The sequence below is a fragment of the Burkholderia sp. RF4-BP95 genome, assembly GCF_001521985.1.
Lineage (GTDB): Bacteria > Pseudomonadota > Gammaproteobacteria > Burkholderiales > Burkholderiaceae > Burkholderia > Burkholderia diffusa.
The window spans coordinates 266,324-287,975 of sequence record NZ_LOSX01000073.1; the positions used below are offsets into that span (position 1 = coordinate 266,324).

Below are 21,652 nucleotides of genomic sequence, written 5' to 3' on the forward strand. Positions count from 1 at the left end.
CGACGCGACGTCAGGCCGGCAACGCGAATCGCGTGACGGCGTCGCGCAGCGCCTCGGCCTGGTCGCGCAGCGAATGCGCGGCGGCCGCGGCCTCCTCGACGAGGGCCGCGTTCTGCTGCGTGACCTGATCCATCTCGCCCACCGCGCGGTTGACCTGCTCGATCCCCGCGCTCTGCTCGCGCGACGCATGGCTGATCTCGTCGAGGATCTCGTTCACGCGCCGCACCGACTGCACGATCTCGGCCATCGTCTCGCCCGCGTGCGTGACGAGCGTCGCGCCGTGCTCGACGGTTTCGTTCGACGACACGATCAGCGACTTGATCTCCTTCGCGGCCGTCGCCGAGCGCTGCGCGAGCGAGCGCACCTCGGCCGCGACCACCGCGAAGCCGCGGCCCTGTTCGCCCGCGCGCGCCGCTTCGACGGCCGCGTTCAGCGCGAGGATGTTGGTCTGGAACGCGATCCCGTCGATCACGCCGATGATGTCGCCGATCTTGTGCGAGCGGTCGGTGATCTCGTTCATCGTCCGTACCACATCGTCGACCACCTCGCTGCCGCGCGTCGCGACCTGCGCGGCCTGGCCCGCGAGCGTCGCGGCCTGGGCGGCGCTGTCGGCGTTCTGCTTCACGTTCGCGGTCATCTGGTCCATGCTCGACGCGGTCTGCACGAGCGCGGCCGCCTGTTCCTCGGTGCGCTGCGACAGATCGGTGTTGCCCGACGCGATCTCGCTCGCACCGACGTTGATGTTCTCCGTGCCCGTCCGCACGCGCGACACCATGTCGATCAGCCCGTTCTGCATCGTATGCAGTGCATGCAGCAGGCTGCCGCGGTCGTCTTGCTTCACGCTCACGCGCGCGGTCAGGTCGCCCTGCGCGATACGCTGCGCGGCGTCGAGCGCCACTTCGAGCTCGCCGCCGAGGTTCGCGCGCACGCTTTTCAGCACGAGCACCATCACGGCGGTCGCGATCGCGCCGAGCACGGCCGTGATCGCGAGCCAGCGGCCGACGCTCGCGAGCACGGCCGAACGGACGTCGTCCATGTACATGCCCGTCACGAGATACCAGTCCCACGGCGCGAAGCGCTGCACTGCGCTGGTCTTGTCCTGCGGCTTGTCGGCGCCCGGCTTCGGCCACAGATACTCGACGAAACCCTTGCCGCCGTCCACGTTGCCGGCCTTCACGATCTCGACGAACAGATGCTTGCCGTTCGGATCCGTGAAATTCGACACGTCCTTGCCGTTGAGCTCGGTCTTGATCGGATGCATCACGATCGCCGGCTTCGAATCGTTGATCGAGACGTAGCCGTCGGTGCCGTAGCGCATCGCCGCGATCGCCTCGAGGGCCTTCTGCTTCGCGTCGGCTTCCGGCAATGCGTTCTGTTGCGACAGCTTGTAGTAATGGTCGGCGACATTCGTCGCCTGCGCGACCAGCGACGCAAGCTGGTCGCGGCGATCCGTGATCATCGATGCGCGCGTCTGCCATGCGCCGATGCCGGCGATCACGAGCAGGCCGAGCCACAGGATGACGATCATCGAGGCGAGTTTCTGGTTCAGGGAAAGGGTGCGCATGGGTAGTGAGGTCGGTCGGTCGAACAAGCGCGCCGGAACGGCGTGACGGGATAATTCTTTGACGGCGCGAAACGGACGTTGCCGTAGGCGGGAAATCCCTTAGAAACGGCGGCGGCTCGATACCGCCGAGCGCGGTGCGGTTATCTATGCATATACATATTCGGCGTCGCTATACTGTCGGGCGATGGCGGTTGCGCGTCGTGCCCCGACGGTCGGGCGAACGGCGGCGGCGTCGAACCAATCCGAAAGGAGGCAACGATGCGAATTCTGGTGGTGGGGGCCGGCGCGGTCGGCGGATACTTCGGCGGCCGGCTCGCGGCGGCGGGGCGCGACGTGACGTTTCTGGTGCGCGACGGCCGGGCGGCCGCGCTCGCGCGCGACGGGCTCCTGATCCGCAGCCCGCGCGGCGACCTGACGCTCGCGAACGTGCAGACGCTGCGCGCGAGCGACGCGGCCGCGCCGTTCGACCTGGTGCTGCTCAGCTGCAAGGCGTACAGCCTCGACGATGCGATCGCATCGTTCGCACCGTTCGTCGGGCCGTCGACGCTGATCCTGCCGATGCTCAACGGGATGCGCCATCTCGACGTGCTGCGCGACCGGTTCGATGCCGCGCAGGTGCTCGGCGGCCTGTGCGTGATCGCGGCGACGCTCGATCGCGAGCAGCGGATCGTGCATCTGAACGACACGGCAGGGCTGTCGTTCGGCGAACTCGCCGGCGGCGAATCGGCGCGCGTGCGCGCGGTGGCCGACGTGCTCGGCGGCGCGGGTTTCGATGCGACGCTCAGCGACGACATCGCCGCGCGGATGTGGGACAAGTGGGTGTTCCTCGCGACGCTCGCGGCGAGCACGTCGCTGTTTCGCGGGTCGATCGGCGACATTCTCGCCGCGCCGGACGGCCGCCGCCTGCTCGAGACGATGCTCGACGAATGCAGCGCGATCGCCGCGCACAACGGTTACCGGCCCGATTCCGCCGCGGTCGAGCGGATGCAGCGGATGGTGCTGACGCCGTCGCCGCTGACCGCGTCGATGCTGCGCGACGTCGAAAACCGCGCACGGGTCGAAGCCGATCACGTGATCGGCGACCTGCTTGCGCGCCGCGACCCGCAGGCGGCGGATGCGTTGTCGTTGCTGCGGATCGCGTACAACCACCTGAAGGCGTACGAGGTGCGTGTCGCCCGGGAAAGCGCGGCAGCGTAGCCGCGCCAGCGGCCGTCGTCGACCCGCCTGGCGGCCGTGTTCCGGCGCGCGCGTATGTCCCGCCGGCGCTCGGTCGGCGGGGTGCCGCACTGCACAATTTTGCGTTTCGCGCCCCTTTCCACCCGCAACCCGCAAAAAAGTATCGAAAATCAGGCGTAAAGTTGGTGGAGCCGCGCACGCGATCGACCTACATTGCTTCCCATGCGACCGGTCGCGTTGCCGCACGACTCACGCGGCGAACGAGGCGAACCGCCGAGCGGCCCGGCCAGCAAGACATGGGAATGGAGACGCCAGGATGATGCATCCCGATCTGGAAGTGGTCGACGTGCGACGCGACGAGTCGTTCAAGGTCTGGTCGCACGGCTATCCGTACCGCACGATCCGCTGGCATTTCCATCCCGAATTCGAACTGCACCTGATCGTCGCGACGAGCGGCAAGTATTTCGTCGGCGACCATATCGGCTCGTTCGGCCCCGGCCATCTCGTGCTGCTCGGCCCGAACCTGCCGCACAACTGGGTCAGCGACATGGCCGAAGGCGAAACCGTCGAGCGCCGCAATCTCGTGATCCAGTTCGATCCGTCGTTCGTGCGCCGCTGCATGGACGCGTTTCCCGAATGCCGCGACGCGCAGGCGCTGCTCGACGACGCGCGGCGCGGCGTCGGCTTCGACGACGACACGAGCGCCGCGATCGCACCGCTGTTCGACGAGCTGCTGACCGCGCGCGGGATGCGTCGCATCGCGCTGTTCATGACGATCCTCGAGCGGTTGTGCGGCGCGGCCGAACGCACGCTGCTCGCGAGCCCCGCGTACGACCAGGCGCACGTGACGCCGACGCGGCTCAGCCACGCGCTGTCGTATATCGGCAAGAATCTCGCGTCCGAGCTGCGCGAATCCGATCTCGCGCAATTGACCGGGCAGAGCGTCAGCGCATTCTCGCGCGCGTTCCATCGCCATACCGGGTTGCCGTTCGTCCAGTACGTGAACCGGCTGCGGATCGAATCCGCATGCCAGATGCTGCTCGCCGACGAGGCGAACATCACCGACATCTGCTTCCAGGCCGGCTTCAACAACGTGTCCAACTTCAACCGCCAGTTCCGCGCGGTGAAGGGGATGGCGCCGACCGAATTCCGCGCGCTGCAGCGGTTGAACGCACGCAGCCGCGAGCTCGCGCTGCACGCGGCGCCCACCGGCAACCCGATGCCGCCGCGCGTGGTCACGCCCGATGCACGCGGGCGCGTACCGCAGCCCGGATGATCGCCGGGCGTTCGCCCGCCTGACTTTTCCTTGCCGTTTCACCCAGCCCATCGCGCCGTTCGCGTCGCGAGGGGCTCGCTCACCCACGAAAAAATCGCACATAACCGGAGACACCGTCATGACGCACGCATCGCCCGCTTCATCCCGCCGCCGCGCCGCACGCATCGCGGCCGTTGCCGCGGCAGCTGTCGCAGCCTGGTTCCCGATGGTCACGCATGCGGCGCCGCTGCGGATCGGCATGACCTTCCAGGAGCTGAACAACCCGTATTTCGTGACGATGCAGAAGGCGTTGAACGACGCGGCCGCGTCGATCGGCGCGCAGGTCGTCGTGACCGACGCGCATCACGACGTCAGCAAGCAGGTGAGCGACGTCGAGGACATGCTGCAGAAGAAGATCGACATCCTGCTCGTGAATCCGACCGATTCGACCGGCATCCAGTCGGCGATCACGCAGGCGAAGAAGGCCGGCGCGGTGGTCGTGGCCGTCGACGCGAACGCGAACGGCCCGGTCGATTCGTTCGTCGGCTCGAAGAATTACGACGCGGGCGTGATGTCGTGCGAATACCTCGCGAAGGCGATCGGCGGCAGCGGCGAGGTGGCGATCCTCGACGGCATTCCGGTCGTGCCGATTCTCGAACGCGTGCGCGGCTGCAAGGCCGGCCTCGCGAAATTCCCGAACGTGAAGCTGGTCGACACGCAGAACGGCAAGCAGGAGCGCGCGACCGCGTTGTCGGTGACGGAGAACATGATCTCCGCGCATCCGAACCTGAAGGGCATCTTCAGCGTGAACGACGGCGGGTCGATGGGCGCGCTCGCCGCGATCGAGGGATCGGGCAAGGACATCCGGCTGACCAGCGTCGACGGCGCGCCCGAGGCGATCGCGGCGATCCAGAAACCGAACTCGAAGTTCATCGAGACGACCGCGCAGTTCCCGGCCGACCAGGTGCGCATCGCGCTCGGCATCGCGATCGCGCGCAAGTGGGGCGCGACGGTGCCGAAGGCGATTCCGGTCGACGTGAAGGTCGTCGATCGCGGCAACGCGAAGGGATTCAGCTGGTGAGCGACGCGCAACGCGACGTGAAGGGCGGCGGCGCGGCCGACGCCCTTCGCACGGAGAAGCCGATGGACACGATACTGACGCTCAGTCACATCACGAAAAGCTTTCCGGGCGTGAAGGCGCTGTCGGACATTCACCTCGAGATCGCGCGCGGCGAGATTCATGCGCTGCTCGGCGAGAACGGGGCCGGCAAGTCGACGCTGATGAAGATCCTGTGCGGGATCCACCAGCCGGATGCCGGCACGATCGAGATCGACGGCAGCGCGCGGCATTTCGCGAGTTATCACGACGCGGTCGCGGCCGGTGTCGGCATCGTGTTCCAGGAATTCAGCCTGATTCCGCACCTCGATGCCGTCGACAACCTGTTCCTCGGCCGCGAGCTGCGCACCCGCTGGGGTGTGCGCGATCGCACGCGGATGCGGCGCGTCGCCGCCGGCATCTTCGCGCGGCTCGGCGTGACGATCGATCTCGACGCGCCGCTACGCACGCTGTCGGTCGCGCAGCAGCAGTTCGTCGAGATCGGCAAGGCGCTGTCGCTCGACGCGCGCATCCTGATCCTCGACGAACCGACCGCCACGCTCACGCCGGCCGAGGCCGAGCATCTGTTCTCGATCATGCGCGAGCTGAAGCGGCAGGGTGTCGCGATGATCTTCATCTCGCATCACCTCGACGAGATTTTCGCGGTGTGCGATCGCATCACGGTGCTGCGCGACGGTCAGTATGTCGCGACCACCGACGTCGCGCGCACGGACGTCGAGCAGCTGGTGCGGATGATGGTCGGCCGCCGGCTCGAAAGCAGCTTCCCGCCGAAGCCGGCGCGCGCCACGGATGCGCCCGCCGTGCTCGAAGTCGACGCGCTGCAGATCGAGCGCGACGGCCCCGTAAACCGCTTCGCGCTGCATGCGGGCGAGATTCTGGGCTTCGCGGGGCTCGTCGGTTCGGGGCGAACGGAGACCGCGCTCGCGGTGATCGGCGCGACGCGCGCGCACCGCAAGGACGTGCGCGTGCGCGGCGCGGCGGCGAAGCTCGCCGATCCGGCCGACGCGCTGCGCGCGGGCATCGGCCTTCTGCCGGAGAGCCGCAAGACGGAAGGGCTCGTCACGTCGTTCTCGATTCGCGACAACATCTCGCTGAACAACCTTGGCAAGTACCGGTCGATGCGCTGGCTGATCGATCGCCGCGGCGAAGCGCGCACGACGCACGACGTGATGCGGCGCGTCGGCGTGAAGGCGCCGTCGATCCACACCGAGGTCGCGACGCTGTCCGGCGGCAACCAGCAGAAGGTCGTGATCGCGCGCTGGCTGAATCACCACGCGACGGTGCTGATCTTCGACGAGCCGACCCGCGGCATCGACGTCGGCGCGAAAGCGGAAATCTACGGGCTGATGCGCGAACTCACCGCGCGCGGCTACGCCATCATCATGATCTCGTCCGAGCTGCCGGAGATCGTCGGCATGTGCGATCGCGTCGCCGTGTTCCGGCAGGGCCGCATCGAGGCGACGCTCGAAGGCGACGAGATCGATCCCGACACGGTCATGACCCATGCCACGGCCGGCACGCGAGGAGCGACCCATGAACCTGCCTGATTCCTCTTCCCCGTCTTCCCCGACACTCGCGGCCGCGGCCGGCGAGATACCGCCGCCGCGCGCGATGTGGACGCAACTGCGGCGCTCGACGCTGTTCTATCCGCTCGTCGGGCTGATCGTCGTGTGCATCGCGATGATGATCGCGAGTCCGAGCTTCCTGTCCGCCGCGAATCTCGAGAACGTGCTGCGCCAGGTGTCGATCAACGCGATCATCGCGGTCGGCATGACCTGCGTGATCCTGACCGGCGGGATCGACCTGTCGGTCGGCTCGGTCATGGCGCTGTCCGGTACGCTCGCGGCCGGGTTGATGGTCGCCGGCGTGAATGCGGTCGCCGCGCTCGCGATCGGCATCGCGGTGGGCTTCGGGTTCGGTTTCCTGAACGGCGTGTTCGTTGCGTTCGCGGGGATGCCGCCGATCATCGTCACGCTCGCGACGATGGGCATCGCGCGCGGCCTCGCGCTGATCTATACCGGCGGCTATCCGATCGACGGGTTGCCCGACTGGGTCGCGTTCTTCGGCAGCGGCAAGGTGCTCGGCATCCAGGCGCCGGTGCTGATCATGCTGGTCGTCTATGCGATCGCGTGGCTGCTGCTCGATCGCATGCCGTTCGGCCGCTACGTGTATGCGATCGGCGGCAACGAACAGGCGACACGGCTCACCGGCGTGCGCGTGGCGCGCGTGAAGCTGATCGTCTACACGCTGGCCGGGCTCACGTCGGCGCTTGCCGCGATCGTGCTGACCGGGCGCCTGATGAGCGGGCAGCCGAACGCAGGCGTCGGCTTCGAGCTCGATGCGATCGCGGCCGTCGTGATGGGCGGCACGTCGATCTCCGGCGGGCGCGGCGCGATCCTCGGCACGCTCGTCGGTGCGTTGCTGCTCGGCGTGCTCAACAACGGGCTGAACATGATCGGCGTGAACCCGTATGTGCAGAACGTGATCAAGGGCGGAATCATCCTGCTCGCGATCTACATCAGCCGAGAGCGGTCGCGGTAACGATTCATTCATCAGACATCCGAATCATCAACGGAAGAGACAACTCATGACGACACCCGAAGCCCAGCCGCGCATGACCGCGGTGGTTTGCCACGGCCCCGAGGATTACCGCGTCGAGCAGGTCGCGCAGCCGCGCGCGGGCGCGAACGAGCTCGTGATCCGCATCGCCGCGTGCGGGATCTGCGCGAGCGATTGCAAATGCTATACGGGCGCGAAGATGTTCTGGGGCGGCCCGAGCCCGTGGGTGAAGGCGCCCGTGATTCCCGGCCACGAATTCTTCGGCTACGTGGAAGCGCTCGGCGACGGCGCGGCCGAGCATTTCGGCGTCGCACTGGGCGACCGCGTGATCGCCGAGCAGATCGTGCCGTGCGGCAAGTGCCGCTACTGCAAGTCGGGCCAATACTGGATGTGCGAGGTGCACAACATCTTCGGCTTCCAGCGCGAGGTCGCCGACGGCGGGATGGCCGAGTACATGCGCATTCCGCCGACGGCGATCGTGCACCGGATTCCGCTCGGCGTGTCGCTCGAGGATGCGGCGATCATCGAGCCGCTGTCGTGCGCGATCCATACCGTGAACCGTGGCGACCTTCAGCTCGACGACGTCGTGGTGATCGCGGGCGCGGGCCCGCTCGGCCTGATGATGACGCAGGTCGCGCACCTGAAGACGCCGAAGAAGCTCGTCGTGATCGACCTGATCGACGAGCGCCTCGAACTTGCGCGGCAATACGGCGCGGACGTGACGATCAATCCGACGCGCGACGATGCGCGCGAGATCGTCCGCGCGCTGACCGACGGCTACGGATGCGACGTGTACATCGAGACGACGGGCGCGCCGGTCGGCGTGAACCAGGGGCTGGAGCTGATCCGCAAGCTCGGCCGTTTCGTCGAGTTCAGCGTGTTCGGCGAGGACACGACCGCCGACTGGTCGATCATCGGCGATCGCAAGGAGCTCGACGTGCGCGGCGCGCACCTGGGGCCGTATTGTTATCCGGTCGCGATCGATTTGCTCGCGCGCGGACTCGTCACGTCGAAAGGCATCGTCACGCACGACTTCGCGCTGGAGGACTGGGACGAAGCGATCCGCGTCGCGAAGTCGCCCGAATCGATCAAGGTGCTGCTGAAGCCCGCGCGTTGAACGCCGGCTCGTGCGATCTCTCACCGGAGACATCATGGAATACGTGATAGGCGTCGACATCGGCACGCAGAGCACCAAGGCGCTGCTCGTCGACCGGCACGGCACGATCGTCGCGCGCCGTTCGGCCGGCTACCAGCCCGACACGCCGCGCGCGCTGTGGGCCGAGCAGTGGCCGCAGGTGTGGTTCGATGCGGTGCTCGACTGCATCGCGGGCTGCGTGAGCGACGCGCGCGCGCACGGCGTGCCGGCCGACGCGATCCGCGCCGTGTGCGTGAGCAGCCTGTATGGCGGCTCCGGCATTCCGGTCGACAGCGACATGCGGCCGCTGCACCCGTGCCTGATCTGGATGGATCGGCGCGCGACCGCGGAGGTCGACTGGGTGAACGAGAACGTGAACGTCGAGCGGCTGCGCGTGATCACGGGCAACGGCGTCGACAGCTACTACGGGTTCACCAAGATGCTGTGGCTGCGCGAGCAGCGCCCGGACGTGTGGGCGAACGTACGTTATTTTCTGCCGCCGAACGCGTACGTGATCTATCTGCTGACCGGTGAAGTCGCGGTCGACCACAGTTCGGCCGGCAACATCGGCGGCGTGTACGACGTCGCGCGCCGCGAGTGGTCCGACGACGCGCTCGACATGCTCGGCATCCCCGCGACGATGATGCCCGAGCGGCTCGTCGAATCGACCGACGTCGTCGGCGGGCTGCTGTCGCAATGGACGGAACGGCTCGGCCTGCCGGCCGGCATGCCGGTCGTCGCGGGCGGCGTGGATGCGGCCGTCGCGACCTTCGCGGCCGGCGCGACGCGCACCGGCCAGCATGTCGCGATGATCGGCACCAGCATGTGCTGGGGCTACGTGAACCAGCACGTCGATGCGCGGCACGGGCTCGTCAGCATGCCGCACGTGTTCAACGGTCAGCGCGACCTGTACGTGTTCGGCGGCGCGATCACGGCCGGTGCATCGGTCGCGTGGTTCCGCGATCAGTTCTGTCATGCGGAGATCGATGCGGCGCGATTGCTGCCGCACGGCGACCCGCACGTGCTGCTCGAGGAAGCGGCCGAAAGCGTGCCGCCCGGCGCGGACGGCGTGCTGTTCCTGCCGTACCTGATGGGCGAACGCAGCCCGGTGTGGGACGCGAAGGCGAGCGGCGCATTCGTCGGGCTGAGCCTCGCGCACACGCGCGCGCACCTGTATCGCGCGGTGCTCGAAGGCGTCGCGTTCGCGCTGCGGCACAACATCGAGGCCGGCCGGCGCGGCGCGGCGGCGCTGGACGACCGGTTGATCGTCGTCGGCGGCGCCGCGCATTCGGCGCTGTGGATGCAGATCATCGCGGACGTGACGGGTTTTCCGGTATGGACGATCGAGCAGGACGTCGAAGCCGCGATGGGCGCCGCGCTGCTCGCGGGCGTCGGCGCGGGGCTGGTGTCGCACGACGACGCGCAAGGCGGCTGGGTCACGCTCGTCGAACGCGCGCGTCCCGATGCCGCGCGCGCGAATGCGTATGCGGCGCGCTTCGCGCTTTACACGGCGTTGTATCCGGCACTCAAACCAATCATGCACGAACTGCGCGCGTCATCATGAAGACACGATTCGATTTCAGCCGTGCGCGAGTGCTCGTCACCGGTGCGTCGAGCGGCATCGGGCGCGCTTGCGCGGTTGCGCTGGCCCATGCCGGCGCGCGGGTCGTCGCGGCGGGGCGGGATGCGGCCGCGCTCGATTCGCTGGCCGGCGAGATCGCATGCGAAACCTTGCGCATCGATATCGGCGGCGACGAACACGCGATCGATGCGGCGCTCGCCGTGCACGACGCGTTCGACGGGCTCGTCAACTGCGCGGGGATCGCGTCGCTCGAACCGGCGCTCGAGGTGAGTGCGGCGCACTTCGATCGCGTGATGGCCGTCAATGCGCGCGGCGCGGCGCTGGTCGCGCGGGCCGTCGCGCGGAAGATGATCGAACGTGCGGGGCGAGGCGCGGCACGCGCACGGGGCAGCATCGTCAACGTATCGAGCCAGGCCGCGCTCGTCGGCCTGCCCGCGCATCTGAGCTATTGCGCGTCGAAGGCGGCGCTCGACGCGATGACGCGCGTGCTCTGCATCGAACTCGGCGCGCACGGGATCCGCGTGAACAGCGTGAACCCGACCGTCACGCTCACGCCCATGGCGCAGTTCGCGTGGAGCGAGCCGGAGAAGCGCGCGCCGATGCTCGCGGCGATTCCGCTCGGGCGCTTCGCGGAGCCGGACGAGGTGGTCGAGCCGATCCTGTTCCTGCTCAGCGACGCGGCGTCGATGATCAGCGGCGTGTCGCTGGCGATCGACGGCGGGTACACGGCGCGGTAGCGGACGGACGCTCGCGGGCGGATGCCGGCTAGACCGGGTCCTTGCTCGGCGGTCCTTCGGGTTGCTGCGGGTTGTCGTGAGGATGCCCCGGTGGTGGCGGCGACAACGGATCGTCTTCCGGATCGCGGTTCGGGTCGGCCGGGGGCTCGGGCATCGGGGTCGTGTGGTCCATGGGGAACTCGCGCAATGCGTGGCGGCGGTGGCGCGGCGGGCGCGCCTCGTCTCCGTTATAGGCAATCGGGCGGGTGTTTGCAGCGGGATTCTCGCGGCGGCATGCGGATTGCCGGCGACGTGCGAGTCTCTGCAGGTATCGCGCCGGATCGCGCGAAGGCCGGCATCCACGATGTGCGGTGCGGCCGGCGCGCGCCGATGTCAGCGCAGATCCGCGGGCGTGTCGACGTCGCGCAGGATGCCGGGATCGTCGACGCCGAGCAGGTTGACCGGTGCGCTCGCGAACAACGCGCGGGCGCCCGTATCGCCGTCGAGCGCGGCCAGTGCATCGTAATGGTGCGCGGCGAAGCCGACCGGATGACCGCGCACGCCGCGATGAACGGGGGCGACGATCGATGCGTCGTCGGCGTCGAGCGCGCGCGTCACCGCTTCGTAGGTGGATGCCGCGATCCAGGGCATGTCGCCGAGCGCGACCAGCCAGCCGGTTGCTTCCGGCGTCGCGCGGACGCCCGCTGCGAGGCTCGCGCCCATGCCGCGCATCGCGTCGGGCGCATAGACGACCTGGCAGCCGGCTTCGTTCAGCAGAATCGCGAGTTTTTCCGCGCCGGGACGCACGACGGCGATCACGTCGGCCGTGGCCGCTGCGAGGCGACGGGCGGCCGCGACCGCAACCGGCGTGCCGTCGGGAAGCAGCGCGAGCAGCTTGCTGTGCAGACCGCTTGGGTCGAAGCGTTGACCGAGACCGCCGGCGAGCAGGACGCCGGTGGCGAGTGACGCATAGGACATCGGCGCGGGGGGAGGGAGGCAGGTGGCCCGATTGTGCGGGAGCGGGCGGGGATCGGCAAGTGCGGATGTTACCGATGGGGGGACGTTGTTGTCGGAAAGAATGTCGGCGGGTGCGTTCGTTGGGGAAGGTTCGCTCGACGAGGCGTCATATCGCAGGCGATTCAACTTGCATCACGGCCCAATGGCGGTCGCCGGACGACTCATGCCAACCATTCCGACGGTAATCGATGAAACCGTTGCCGGTGAATGCGATGCAAGGCGCGTCGTCCGTCATCGGCGATTTCGTTAGATGAATGCCGGCGCGCGGGGAGGGGAGCGATGGCCCGTGCACTTGCGCATGGCGCGTGCATAGCGGGCGTGATTGCCGCGACTACGCATCCGCCCACTTCCTCAACAGGTTGTGATAAATCCCCGTCAGCGAAATGACCATGGGATCCTTGGCGCCTTTTTCTGCCGACAACGCCTGAATCTGCGTATCGAGCTGAAACAGCAGCGTGCGATCGCCGTCGTCGCGCACCATGCTCTGGATCCAGAAGAACGACGCGACCCGCTCGCCGCGCGTCACGGGTGTCACCCGATGCAGGCTCGACGCCGGATACAGCACGAGATCGCCCGCCGGCAGCTTCGCGCGATGCACGCCGTACGTATCTTCCACGCACAGCTCGCCGCCGTCGTACGCGTGCGGCTCCTCGAGAAACAACGTCGCCGACAGGTCGCTGCGCACGCGAAAATCCGTGCCGCGCAGCAGCCGGATCGCGTTGTCGACATGCGTGCCGAACGTCTCGCCGCCTTCGTAGCGATTGAACAGCGGCGGAAACACCTTCAGCGGCAGCGCCGCCGAAAAGAACAGCGGATGTCGGGCCAGCGCATCCTGGATGGCATCGCCGACCGCGCGCGCGACCGCCGAACCTTCCGGCAATTGCCGGTTGCGTTTCGCGAGCGCCGACTGCGTGCCGGACGTCGCGTTGCCGTCGATCCAGTCGGCGGCATCGAGCATCTCGCGGCATTGCGCGACCTGTGCCTGGGTCAGCACGCCTGGGATATGAAGCATCATGATTCGGATTCCATACCGTGAGACGGAAACTGAAGCGCCGCCGCGCGCAACGCATCGAGCGGCGACGACGCGAGATACGCGCGCATCTTCGCGACGAACGCGGGGGTGGCGGTGGCCGGCACGCGCGCGAGCCAGACGAGGGCTTCGTCGACGCGCCCGCGATCGGCGAGCAGCCGTGCATAGTTGAACTGGCCGCGAAAATCGCCGGCCTCGGCGGCGCGGCGATAGTGGTCGAACGCGGCGTCGACATCGACGGCCACGACCCAGCCGTCCTCGTAAAAGCCGCCGATCAGGTTGATCGATTTCGCATGGCCGAGCGCGGCGGCGCGGCGAAACCAGTCGAGCGCGGCGACGCGATCCTCGGCGACGCCGTTGCCGAGCGCGAGCGCCGTCGCAAGGTTGTACATGCCCCAGTCGAGGCCGGCCTGCGCGGCGAGGCGGTACCAGTACACGGCCACCGGCGCGCAGGCGGCCGTCCCCCAGCCGAACTCGTAGCAGCGGCCGAGCATGTTCATCGCCATCGGGTGACCGGCCCGCGCCGCATGCCGGAACCAGCCGAATGCGGCGGCCGGATCGCGCGCGACGCCGTGCCCGTCGAGCAGGTACTGGCCGTAGACGGCCTGCGCGTCGACGATTCCGTTGTCGGCGGCTGCCGCGACCCACGCGGCGGCGCGCTCGGGCGGCCCGGCCAGGATGTCGGCGAACGCGCGCGGCGACACCGACGCGAGCGCCTTCAGCGAGACGGTTTCCATCGATCAGTAGCGCGCGTTCAGCGTGATGAACGCCGAGCGGCCCGGCGCGATCGACGCGTAGTGCGCCGGATACGCCTGATCGAAGTACGTGCGGTTGAACAGGTTGTTCACGTTCAGCTGCAGGTCGAGCTTCTTGTTGATCCGGTATTGCGCCATCGCGTCGAAGCGCCAGTACGACGGCACCGCACGCAGGTTCGCGGGATCGCCGAACACTTCCGACATGTAGAACGCGCCGCCGCCGACGGTGAATTTCGGCGTCACGTCGTAGTTCGACCACATCGTCAGGCTGTGCTTCGGCGTATTGGGGAACCGGTGGCCGTTGTTCGCGGCATCCTTGCCGTTGTCGCGCAGCTCGCTCTTCATGTACGTGTAGCCGCCGAACACCTGCCACTGCTTCGTGATCTGCCCGGCGACACCGAGTTCGAGGCCCTGCACGCGCTTGTTGCCGACCATCGCGTACTGGTTGTTCGGCAGCGTCACGCGTGCATTCGTCGTGTCGATCTGGAACAGCGCGGCGGTCAGCGACAGCTTGTCGTTCAGCACGTTCCACTTCGTGCCGAGTTCGATGCTGCGGTTCTTCTCCGGCGACAGCTGATCGGCGTTCGAGCCGACGCCGCCGCGGCCCGGCGTGAGCGACTGCGTTTCGCTGCCTTCGCCGAGCAGCATGCCGGCCGGCGTCGACGACGTCGCATACGACGCGTAGATGCTGCCGTTCCGCGCGGGCTTGAACACGAGGCCGGCCTGCCAGTTGAAGAGCGTGTCGTCGCGCGTGGTGGTCTTGCTGCCGTTGGCCTTGGTGTCGGTGAAGCGGGTCGAATAGTCGTCAATGCGCACGCCGGCGTTCACCTGCCAGCGCGGCGTGAGCTCGATCGTGTCGAAGCCGTAGATCGATTTGGTCGTGGTGCGCGCATGCGCATAGTCGTTGTTGCGCGTGACGGAACCGGCCCACGGATCGTTCGGGTTCGGCGACCACAGGCTCGTGCAGTTGTAGCCGGACGGCGCGCCGATGCCTTTCTGACAGACCGTGCCCTTGTCGGTCGCGACCGTGTACGAATCGCGCTTGCCCCATTCGCGCGACAGCTCGATGCCGGTCGAGAAGCTGTGCTTGAACGGGCCGGTGCGGAATTCGCCGAACAGTTCGGTCAGGTTCGCGAGGCTGTTGACCGAGCTGTTGCGGTTGTTGTTGCGGCGCCAGACACGGCCGTTGACCACGTTGCCCTGGCTGTCGTCGGGCTGCGTCCAGATGTAGTCCTGCGTCGATTCCGTGTAGCGCGTGGTGTTGCGCACCGTCAGATTCGGCGTGATGTCGTGCTCGATCTTGATCGTGCTGATGTCCGACGTGGTCTTGCGGAAGTCGCGGTCGATCAGGCCGTAGAAGTTGTGGCGGTCGACGGGCGCCGGATAGATCGTGTCGACGTTCGCGGGCTTGTTCGACGTCGTGTAGAAGTACGGAATGCCGCCGTCGGGCATGTCGTCGGTCGACAGGTGGTAGTAGCTCGCGGTCACGCGCGTCGGCGTGCCGAGACCGAACGCGATCGACGGCGCGACGCCCCAGCGCTCGTTGTTGACGGCGTCGCGGCCGGCGACGTCGTTGTTGTGGCTCATCAGGTTCAGGCGGAATGCCGCGTGATCGGCGAACTGCCAGTTGCCGTCGGCGGTGAAGCGGCGGTAGCGGTCGGTGCCGAGGCCGGCGCTCGCGGCCGCCGTCGTGCCGAGGTGCGGCGCTTTCGTGATCAGGTTGATGCTGCCGCCCGCGCCGCCGCGGCCGCCGTATGCGCCGTCGGAGCCCTTGGTGATCTCGACGCGCTCGGTGTTGAAGATCTCGCGCGTGGTCGCGCCCGTGTCGCGCATCCCGTCGACGAACATGCTGCCTTGCGTGTCGTAGCCGCGGATGAACGGACGATCGCCGAGCGGGTTGCCGCCTTCGCCGGCGCCGAACGTGATGCCCGGCACGGTGCGCAACGCCTCGGTCAGCGTTGCCGCGCCGCTGCTCTGGATCAGCTCCTGCGGGATCACGGTCACGGACTTCGGCGTGTCGACGAGCGGCGCGGTGAATTTCGTGGAGGCGGAAAAGTCGGCCTTGTAGCTGTGCTCGGCCTTGCCCTGGACCTCGATCGGCGCGAGATGGCCTTCGGTGCCGACCGGTGCGGGCGGCGGCGTGCCGTCGGCGAACGCAGGGCTCGCGGCGAGCACGCTGCACAGGGTGGTGAATTTGCCGAGCTTCAGCTCTTCAGGACGTGACTTCATGATGCGCTTCGACCTCGCAGTGTGGCCCCCGGAACGACGCGCTACGGAAATGTGCACGCCGCCGGGAATTATTACGATTTGTTTTCAGGCGGCATTCTATGTAATTTTCGGTTAAATGAGAAGCGTTCTTGTTCGCATTTGTGGTGAGAGTGTTGACGAATGTTGCAGAGGGCTTGAACGCTTGCGGGGAGGGGCAGGATGGCCGAATGGCCGAGTGTGATGGGCGTGGCGGGCGGATTACAGTGGTTGCATCTTCGTTCGTTCAGAGTGACAGCAGGGTGATAGTATGACTGCATTGAAAGCAATCTCAGTGAGGCGCATCATGCCCGTGATCACGGTTCGAAATTTGCCCGACGAGGTGCATCGCGCACTTCGGGTCCGCGCAGCGCAACATGGCCGCAGTACCGAAGCCGAGGTGCGCGACATTCTGGAGCAGGCCGTCCGGCCAGACGGGCGGCCCAAGCTGGGAACGCTGCTGGCTGAAATCGGGCGGGAGGCCGGCGGTATCGATTTCGAGGTTCGGCGTGACGGATCGCCCACCGACCCGATGAGCTTCGAATGATCCTGGTCGATACCAACGTCATTTCCGAGCCGTTGCGACGCGAGCCGAGCTTGGCCGTGATCGAATGGCTCGACGCGCAGAACGTCGAGACGCTGTTTCTTGCCGCAATCAGTCTCGCGGAAATGCGATTCGGCGTGGCGGCATTGCCGGAAGGGCGGAGGCGAGACTGGCTGCACCAAAGCATCGAGCAGCGCATCGTGCCGCTGTTTCGCGGCCGGGTCCTGCCGTTCGACGATGCAGCCAGCAAAGCGTATGCGGGCCTTCGTGCGAAGGCCCGTGCGACGGGCAACGCGCTGGCATCGGCAGATGGCTTTATCGCCGCGACAGCCGCAGCGAACGGCTTGATCGTGGCCACGCGCGACGTTGCGCCGTTCGAAGCGGCGGGCCTGCGCGTGATCGATCCGTGGGTCGGCTGACGCGGGGCCGGCCGCTTCCGCCTCATCCGCATCGAAAATGAAAAACGCGCCGTGCAAGACGGCGCGTCGTGTGTATGACGTCTGCGGGTCAATCGATCCCGTGAAACACCGCATCCTCCGGCCCGAGGTACGCCGGCGGGCGCCATGTGGCGTCGCGCATCGAATGTTGAACCAGATTCTCGACGCCGAGCAGCACCGCGAAGATCGCCATCCGCACCGGAATGCCGTTGTCGGTCTGCCGGAAGATCGCGAGGCGCGGATCGCGGTTCAAGTCGACCGACAGGTCGTTCGCGCCGGGCCGGCTGTCGCGCGGCAGCGGGTGCATGATCAGCGTGTCGGGTTTGCAGACGGAGTCGACGAGCGCCTGGTTGATCTGGAAATCCGGCGTGTAGCCTTCGAACGACTCGTCGGTGAAGCGCTCCTTCTGGATCCGCGTCGCATAGACGACGTCCGCGCCGCGCAGCCCGGCCGCGAGGTCGTTCGTCTGCTCGATCACGTGGCCGTTCGTCGCGATCTGGTCGATGATGTACGCGGGCATTTCGAGCGTCGGCGGCGACACGAGCGTGAACTTGAGCCCGCGGTACAGCGCGAGCAGCTTGACGAGCGAGTGCACGGTGCGGCCGTATTTCAGGTCGCCGACGAGCGCGATATGCGCGCCGTCGACGATTTTGCCGAGGCGCGAGAACTCGCGCTGGATCGTATAGAGATCGAGGAGCGCCTGGCTCGGGTGCTCGCCCGGGCCGTCGCCGCCGTTGATCACCGGCAGGTTGGTCGCACGCGCGAACTCCGCAACCGAGCCTTTCTCCGGGTGGCGGATCACGAGCGCGTCGACGTAGCCGGCCATCACGCGGCTCGTGTCGTAGATCGATTCGCCCTTGGCCATCGACGAGAACGTGAAGCCGGTCGTGTCGCACACCGAGCCGCCGAGCCGGCAGAAAGCCGCGCCGAACGACACGCGGGTGCGCGTGCTGGCCTCGAAGAACAGGTTGCCGAGCACCGCGCCCTCGAGCACGCGCGAGATCTTGTGGCGGCGCGCGATCGGCTGCATCACGTCGGCGACGCGGAACAGCGCCTCGACCGAATCCCGTGAAAACTGGTCCACGGAAATCAGTTGCGGCTTGCCTTCGAACAGGAATTGCTTCGCGAGCCCCTGTTTTTCTACGCTTTGCGTATAGTCGCCGCCATCCGGTGCCGGGCGTTCGACGATTTCCGATACGAAGCGCTCGACGATCTCGGGCATGCCGCGCGATTCCTGCGAGTCGTCGGGCAACAGCCACGTGTCCAGCGCACGACGGCTTACGCCGATGCGGTTCGCGAACGCTTCGCGGGTCATGTTGAGGCGGCGCATCGCGTCGCGCAGGAAGGCTTGTTGGGGAACGGTCATCGGCGGCACCTGATGAGAAATATACGCGGTGCGTATATTAGTTCGAGGCCCGCCGAAGTCAAGGAAAATCTGCGCGACGGCCCGTGTGGCCTGGGTTACGCCCGGGCCGGCGAACACTGGCGCGCGGCGGCCGTCTCCGTATAATCAGGTCAGGCCCCGTGTCCTGCGCGCCGCAGGGCATCGACGCCGCATACGATTCGCCCGGTCGGGCATGTTGACTCGAAGGAGAATGAGAATGACGCGTACGATTGCTGCAGTGCTGCTGGTGGTGACCGCCGCGCTCGCCGGTTGCAATACCGTTGCAGGCATGGGGCAGGACATTTCGAAGGGTGGCCAGGCAATTAGCGATACGGCCGAGAAGGCCAAGTAAGCCACCGGATTCCGGAATGCAGAAGGCGCCGGGCCGTCCCGCGATCGCGGGGCGGCCCGGCGCCTTTTTCATGGCGCGCGGTCGACAGCGTCAGGCGTTTTCCACGAACGCGTAACGGCCCTCGACCTTGCGCGGCGTGAACCAGCCGAAGTCCGGGAACAGCCGGTTGCGGACGAACCAGACGTAGCCGACCAGGATGACCGTCACCCCGAGGGTCGGCAGCGCGCCCGACGGATCGCGGCCGAGATCGGCGATGGTCCTCGGCACTTGCAGCAGCGACAGAACGATGAACGCGTGATACGCGCCGACGCGATGAGTCGCGAAGCCCCAGATGAACAGCAGCGACAGCGGCACCGTCAACGCGAGGAACAGCGCCGCGGCGCCGATGCTGAGCCCGTCCACCAGGAGCAGATAGGCGAGTGCGAGGCTGATCAGTAACTGCGCGACGCCGAGCGCGATCAGGATCCGGGTATGCACCTTGTTCTTTCGGCACAGTTCGGGGTCGGGGCGCGACGCGATCAGGCGCGCGAGCACGCGATCCTTGAGGCCCTGTCCGGCGAGCTCGGCGAGCACGTCGGCTTTCCTCGCGCCCGCGGACAGCAGCGCCGCGATTCTTGTTTTGGCTTCCTTCTTGTTCATGGCAATGCGAATTATTGTTCGATGGTGGTCAAATGGCCCGGCCACGCGAATATTGCATCTTGCGCGACGGTACGCAACGATTTTGCCGCGTGCGGACACATTCCTACAGTCGTCGTCGATGGCGCGCGGTGACGGCCATCGATCGACGAACGGGCTAGCCATCGAGGCAACCGGCTGACGCGATGCGTGCCGGCGGCTCGCGCCGCCGCGTCGCACCCACCAGCATCCCCGCGACGACGAGCGCGATGCCGAGCAATCGCGTGCCGCCGAGCGTCTCGCCGAACAGCGCGACCGCGAACAGTACGGCCGAGACCGGCGCGACCGCCGTGAACAGCGCGGCTTCGGTGCCGCTCGTGCGAGCCGAACCCGCGTACCAGCACAGATAGCCGAGCACGGTCGGCACCAGCGCGTAGTACGCGATCGCCGACACCGCACCGATGTTCCAGCCACTCGCCAGCGCGTGCCATTCGAACGCGGCCGGCACCAGCGCGAGCACGAAGCCGAGGCCCGACATCGCCGTCGACAGCGCGAGCGGCGGCAACGGCGCCGACAGCCGCCGGTTGAGCAGGATGAACACGGCCTCGCAAGCGACGGCGGCCAGCACCAGCGCGTCGCCGGCGAGCGTCCGGAGCGACGGCATGGCCTGGCCGGGCGCGAACGTGACGAACAGCACGCCGGCGGTGGCCAGCGCGGCCGCGCCCCAGTCGCGCGGCGTCTGCCGCTCGCGCAGCACGACCGCCGCGATCAGCGTCGACATCGCCGGCAGCGTGCCGAGCATCACGCCTGCATCGACGGGCGACGACAGCTTCGTGCCGCTGATCAGCAGCACCGTATAGCCGACACCGCCCGCCGCAGCCTGCACGACGAGCAGCACGGCGTCGCGTGCGGAGACCCGCGGCCATCGCATTCGCTGCGCCCGCATCAGCCCGAACAGCAGCGGGGTTGCGATCAGGAAGCGCAGCGCGGTGGCCGCGAACGGCGGCAGGCCGCCGGCCGCGAGGCGGCTCGCGATGACGGTGCTGCCGACGCCGGCCATTGCGGCGGCGAGATAGAGATAGCCGATCAGTCGTGTCTTCATGTGCCGCATCGTCGCGTGCGGCGGCGCGGGCGTCTTGAACGAAATTGCAGCGGCGTCGGCGAGCGGGGCAGGTGAGCGGGAACGGCGATGTGTCCTGTCCGGTATCTCGGTTGAACGGTAGCGCCGCCATCCAGCGCCGTTGCTGCCGGGCGGCGCAGATCGACATCGCCGCGCACCGGGTGGCCATGCCGCAAGGCGAGGCCCGTCAGCCTGCCTGCGTGAATCGTCCCGGCGTGATCCCGAACTGGCGTGCGAATGCGCGCGTCAGGTGGCTCTGGTCGGCAAAACCGGCTTCGGCCGCGGCATCCGCGATCGGCCGGCCGCTGGCGATCAGGGCGCGCGCCAGCCGCGTGCGCGACTGCATCAGATACGCGTGCGGCGTGATGCCGAGTTCGCGCGCGAATCCGCGCAGCAACTGGAAGCGGCTCACGCCGCTCAGGCCGGCGAGTTCCGCCAGCGAAACGGGTGCGGCGGGCGCCGCGTCGAGTCGCTCGCGGGCGACGCGGATCGCCGGCGCGACGCCGGCGGGCGGCAGCGCGCGGTTCGAGTGCCGCGCAAGCAGCCCGGCGACCAGCGTGACGAGCGCCTCGTCGCGGGCGAGCGGCAGCGTGTCTCCTGCGACGAGCCGTGCATGCAGCCGGCCGAACGCGGCCGCGAGCCGCGCGTCACGCACGGCCGGATGCGCGAGCTCGACACCGCCCAGGCCTTCTTCCGCCGCGACGCCCGCGACCAGTGCAGGCGCGAGGTACAGCATCCGCCAACGCCGGCCCGTGCCCGTTTCGATCGGCATGCCGTCGTGCATCTCGCCGGGATTGACCATGATCGCGTCGCCGGCCAGCGCATCGACCTGCCCGCGGCCGCTCCAGGACCGGTGCGCGCCGCTGACGATCACGCCGACCCCGAATTCGTCGTGCGCGTGCCGCGGAAACGTGCGGTCGGACTCGAGGCTGATCGCCTCGATGCCTCCATCGGTGCGTCGGTAATGGGTGACACGGTGCATGGGCGCTCCTCGCGCCGGCAGCGGCGCGGATCACGTGCACTTTAGCGCGTTCCGGCGCCGCGCGCCCT

21 protein-coding genes are annotated in these 21,652 nt (G+C 67.7%); 11 read left to right on the forward strand and 10 right to left on the reverse strand.

Going from position 1 to position 21,652, the window contains the following annotated elements; genetic code table 11:
* Positions 1-10: 10 nt before the first annotated feature.
* Entirely contained in the window at positions 11-1,564 is a 1,554-nt protein-coding gene (locus tag WS46_RS25550) for a methyl-accepting chemotaxis protein (RefSeq protein WP_059526701.1), read from the reverse strand.
* Positions 1,565-1,822: 258 nt separating this feature from the next.
* Here WS46_RS25550 and panE point away from each other — a divergent pair, with 258 nt between their 5' ends.
* The 8 genes from panE (at position 1,823) to WS46_RS25590 (ending at position 11,125) form a co-directional block, all read left to right on the forward strand.
* Entirely contained in the window at positions 1,823-2,761 is a 939-nt protein-coding gene (gene panE, locus WS46_RS25555) for a 2-dehydropantoate 2-reductase (RefSeq protein ID WP_059526697.1), read from the forward strand.
* A 295-nt stretch (positions 2,762-3,056) separates the two neighbouring features.
* The gene (locus tag WS46_RS25560) at positions 3,057-4,016 is read left to right on the forward strand and encodes an AraC family transcriptional regulator (protein WP_059692152.1); all 960 of its coding nucleotides are present in this window, start codon (positions 3,057-3,059) and stop codon (positions 4,014-4,016) included.
* 118 nt (positions 4,017-4,134) lie between these two features.
* Positions 4,135-5,076 (forward strand): substrate-binding domain-containing protein, encoded by a 942-nt coding sequence (locus WS46_RS25565; RefSeq protein ID WP_059692153.1) that lies wholly within the window; start codon positions 4,135-4,137, stop codon positions 5,074-5,076.
* Entirely contained in the window at positions 5,073-6,659 is a 1,587-nt protein-coding gene (locus WS46_RS25570) for a sugar ABC transporter ATP-binding protein (protein ID WP_373558370.1), read from the forward strand. The genes WS46_RS25565 and WS46_RS25570 overlap by 4 nt, the downstream gene beginning before the upstream one ends.
* Positions 6,646-7,653 (forward strand): ABC transporter permease, encoded by a 1,008-nt coding sequence (locus WS46_RS25575; RefSeq protein ID WP_059692154.1) that lies wholly within the window; start codon positions 6,646-6,648, stop codon positions 7,651-7,653. The genes WS46_RS25570 and WS46_RS25575 overlap by 14 nt, the downstream gene beginning before the upstream one ends.
* A gap of 46 nt (positions 7,654-7,699) precedes the next feature.
* On the forward strand, positions 7,700-8,788 hold the full coding sequence (locus WS46_RS25580) for an alcohol dehydrogenase catalytic domain-containing protein (RefSeq protein WP_059692155.1): 1,089 nt from the start codon (positions 7,700-7,702) through the stop codon (positions 8,786-8,788).
* Between the two features lie 34 nt (positions 8,789-8,822).
* Positions 8,823-10,370: an FGGY-family carbohydrate kinase gene (locus tag WS46_RS25585; protein ID WP_059692156.1), complete on the forward strand. Its 1,548-nt coding sequence runs from the start codon at positions 8,823-8,825 to the stop codon at positions 10,368-10,370.
* Complete coding sequence (locus tag WS46_RS25590; protein ID WP_059692157.1) at positions 10,367-11,125, forward strand: SDR family oxidoreductase; 759 nt, start codon at positions 10,367-10,369, stop codon at positions 11,123-11,125. Before WS46_RS25585 ends, WS46_RS25590 begins: the two co-directional genes overlap by 4 nt.
* 28 nt (positions 11,126-11,153) lie before the next feature.
* Here the strand turns inward: WS46_RS25590 and WS46_RS36150 are convergent, their stop codons facing one another.
* From WS46_RS36150 to WS46_RS25610, 5 genes are all read right to left on the reverse strand, one after another.
* Positions 11,154-11,297, reverse strand: a complete 144-nt coding sequence (locus tag WS46_RS36150) for a hypothetical protein (RefSeq protein WP_179949185.1) — start codon at positions 11,295-11,297, stop codon at positions 11,154-11,156.
* 200 nt (positions 11,298-11,497) lie between these two features.
* Positions 11,498-12,082 carry an NTP transferase domain-containing protein gene (locus tag WS46_RS25595; RefSeq protein ID WP_059526676.1) on the reverse strand — a complete coding sequence of 195 codons (585 nt, stop codon included), beginning with the start codon at positions 12,080-12,082 and terminating at the stop codon, positions 11,498-11,500.
* Positions 12,083-12,452: 370 nt separating this feature from the next.
* Complete coding sequence (locus WS46_RS25600; protein WP_059692158.1) at positions 12,453-13,136, reverse strand: Fe2+-dependent dioxygenase; 684 nt, start codon at positions 13,134-13,136, stop codon at positions 12,453-12,455.
* Entirely contained in the window at positions 13,133-13,888 is a 756-nt protein-coding gene (locus WS46_RS25605; protein ID WP_059692159.1) for a tetratricopeptide repeat protein, read from the reverse strand. The genes WS46_RS25600 and WS46_RS25605 overlap by 4 nt, the downstream gene beginning before the upstream one ends.
* Positions 13,889-13,891: 3 nt before the next feature.
* Positions 13,892-16,135, reverse strand: a complete 2,244-nt coding sequence (locus WS46_RS25610; protein ID WP_059692160.1) for a TonB-dependent siderophore receptor — start codon at positions 16,133-16,135, stop codon at positions 13,892-13,894.
* Positions 16,136-16,457: 322 nt separating this feature from the next.
* Between WS46_RS25610 and WS46_RS25615 the strand changes: the two genes are divergently transcribed.
* Together WS46_RS25615 and WS46_RS25620 are read left to right on the forward strand one after the other, a co-directional pair.
* A complete protein-coding gene (locus WS46_RS25615; RefSeq protein WP_059527196.1) occupies positions 16,458-16,697 on the forward strand; it encodes an Arc family DNA-binding protein in 240 nt (79 codons plus the stop codon).
* On the forward strand, positions 16,694-17,113 hold the full coding sequence (locus WS46_RS25620; protein ID WP_059526665.1) for a type II toxin-antitoxin system VapC family toxin: 420 nt from the start codon (positions 16,694-16,696) through the stop codon (positions 17,111-17,113). The genes WS46_RS25615 and WS46_RS25620 overlap by 4 nt, the downstream gene beginning before the upstream one ends.
* Before the next feature lie 88 nt (positions 17,114-17,201).
* Here the strand turns inward: WS46_RS25620 and WS46_RS25625 are convergent, their stop codons facing one another.
* Positions 17,202-18,497, reverse strand: a complete 1,296-nt coding sequence (locus tag WS46_RS25625; RefSeq protein WP_059526663.1) for an aspartate carbamoyltransferase — start codon at positions 18,495-18,497, stop codon at positions 17,202-17,204.
* Between the two features lie 235 nt (positions 18,498-18,732).
* Between WS46_RS25625 and WS46_RS25630 the strand changes: the two genes are divergently transcribed.
* The gene (locus WS46_RS25630) at positions 18,733-18,867 is read left to right on the forward strand and encodes an entericidin A/B family lipoprotein (RefSeq protein ID WP_059449563.1); all 135 of its coding nucleotides are present in this window, start codon (positions 18,733-18,735) and stop codon (positions 18,865-18,867) included.
* Positions 18,868-18,957: 90 nt separating this feature from the next.
* On the opposite strand, the gene WS46_RS25635 is transcribed toward WS46_RS25630, so the two are convergent.
* The 3 genes from WS46_RS25635 to WS46_RS25645 form a co-directional block, all read right to left on the reverse strand.
* Positions 18,958-19,506, reverse strand: coding sequence for a hypothetical protein (locus WS46_RS25635; RefSeq protein ID WP_059692161.1), 549 nt, complete (start codon positions 19,504-19,506; stop codon positions 18,958-18,960).
* Between the two features lie 154 nt (positions 19,507-19,660).
* Positions 19,661-20,584, reverse strand: a complete 924-nt coding sequence (locus tag WS46_RS25640) for a DMT family transporter (protein ID WP_059692205.1) — start codon at positions 20,582-20,584, stop codon at positions 19,661-19,663.
* 205 nt (positions 20,585-20,789) lie between these two features.
* Positions 20,790-21,584, reverse strand: coding sequence for an AraC family transcriptional regulator (locus tag WS46_RS25645; protein WP_059692162.1), 795 nt, complete (start codon positions 21,582-21,584; stop codon positions 20,790-20,792).
* Positions 21,585-21,652: the final 68 nt, after the last annotated feature.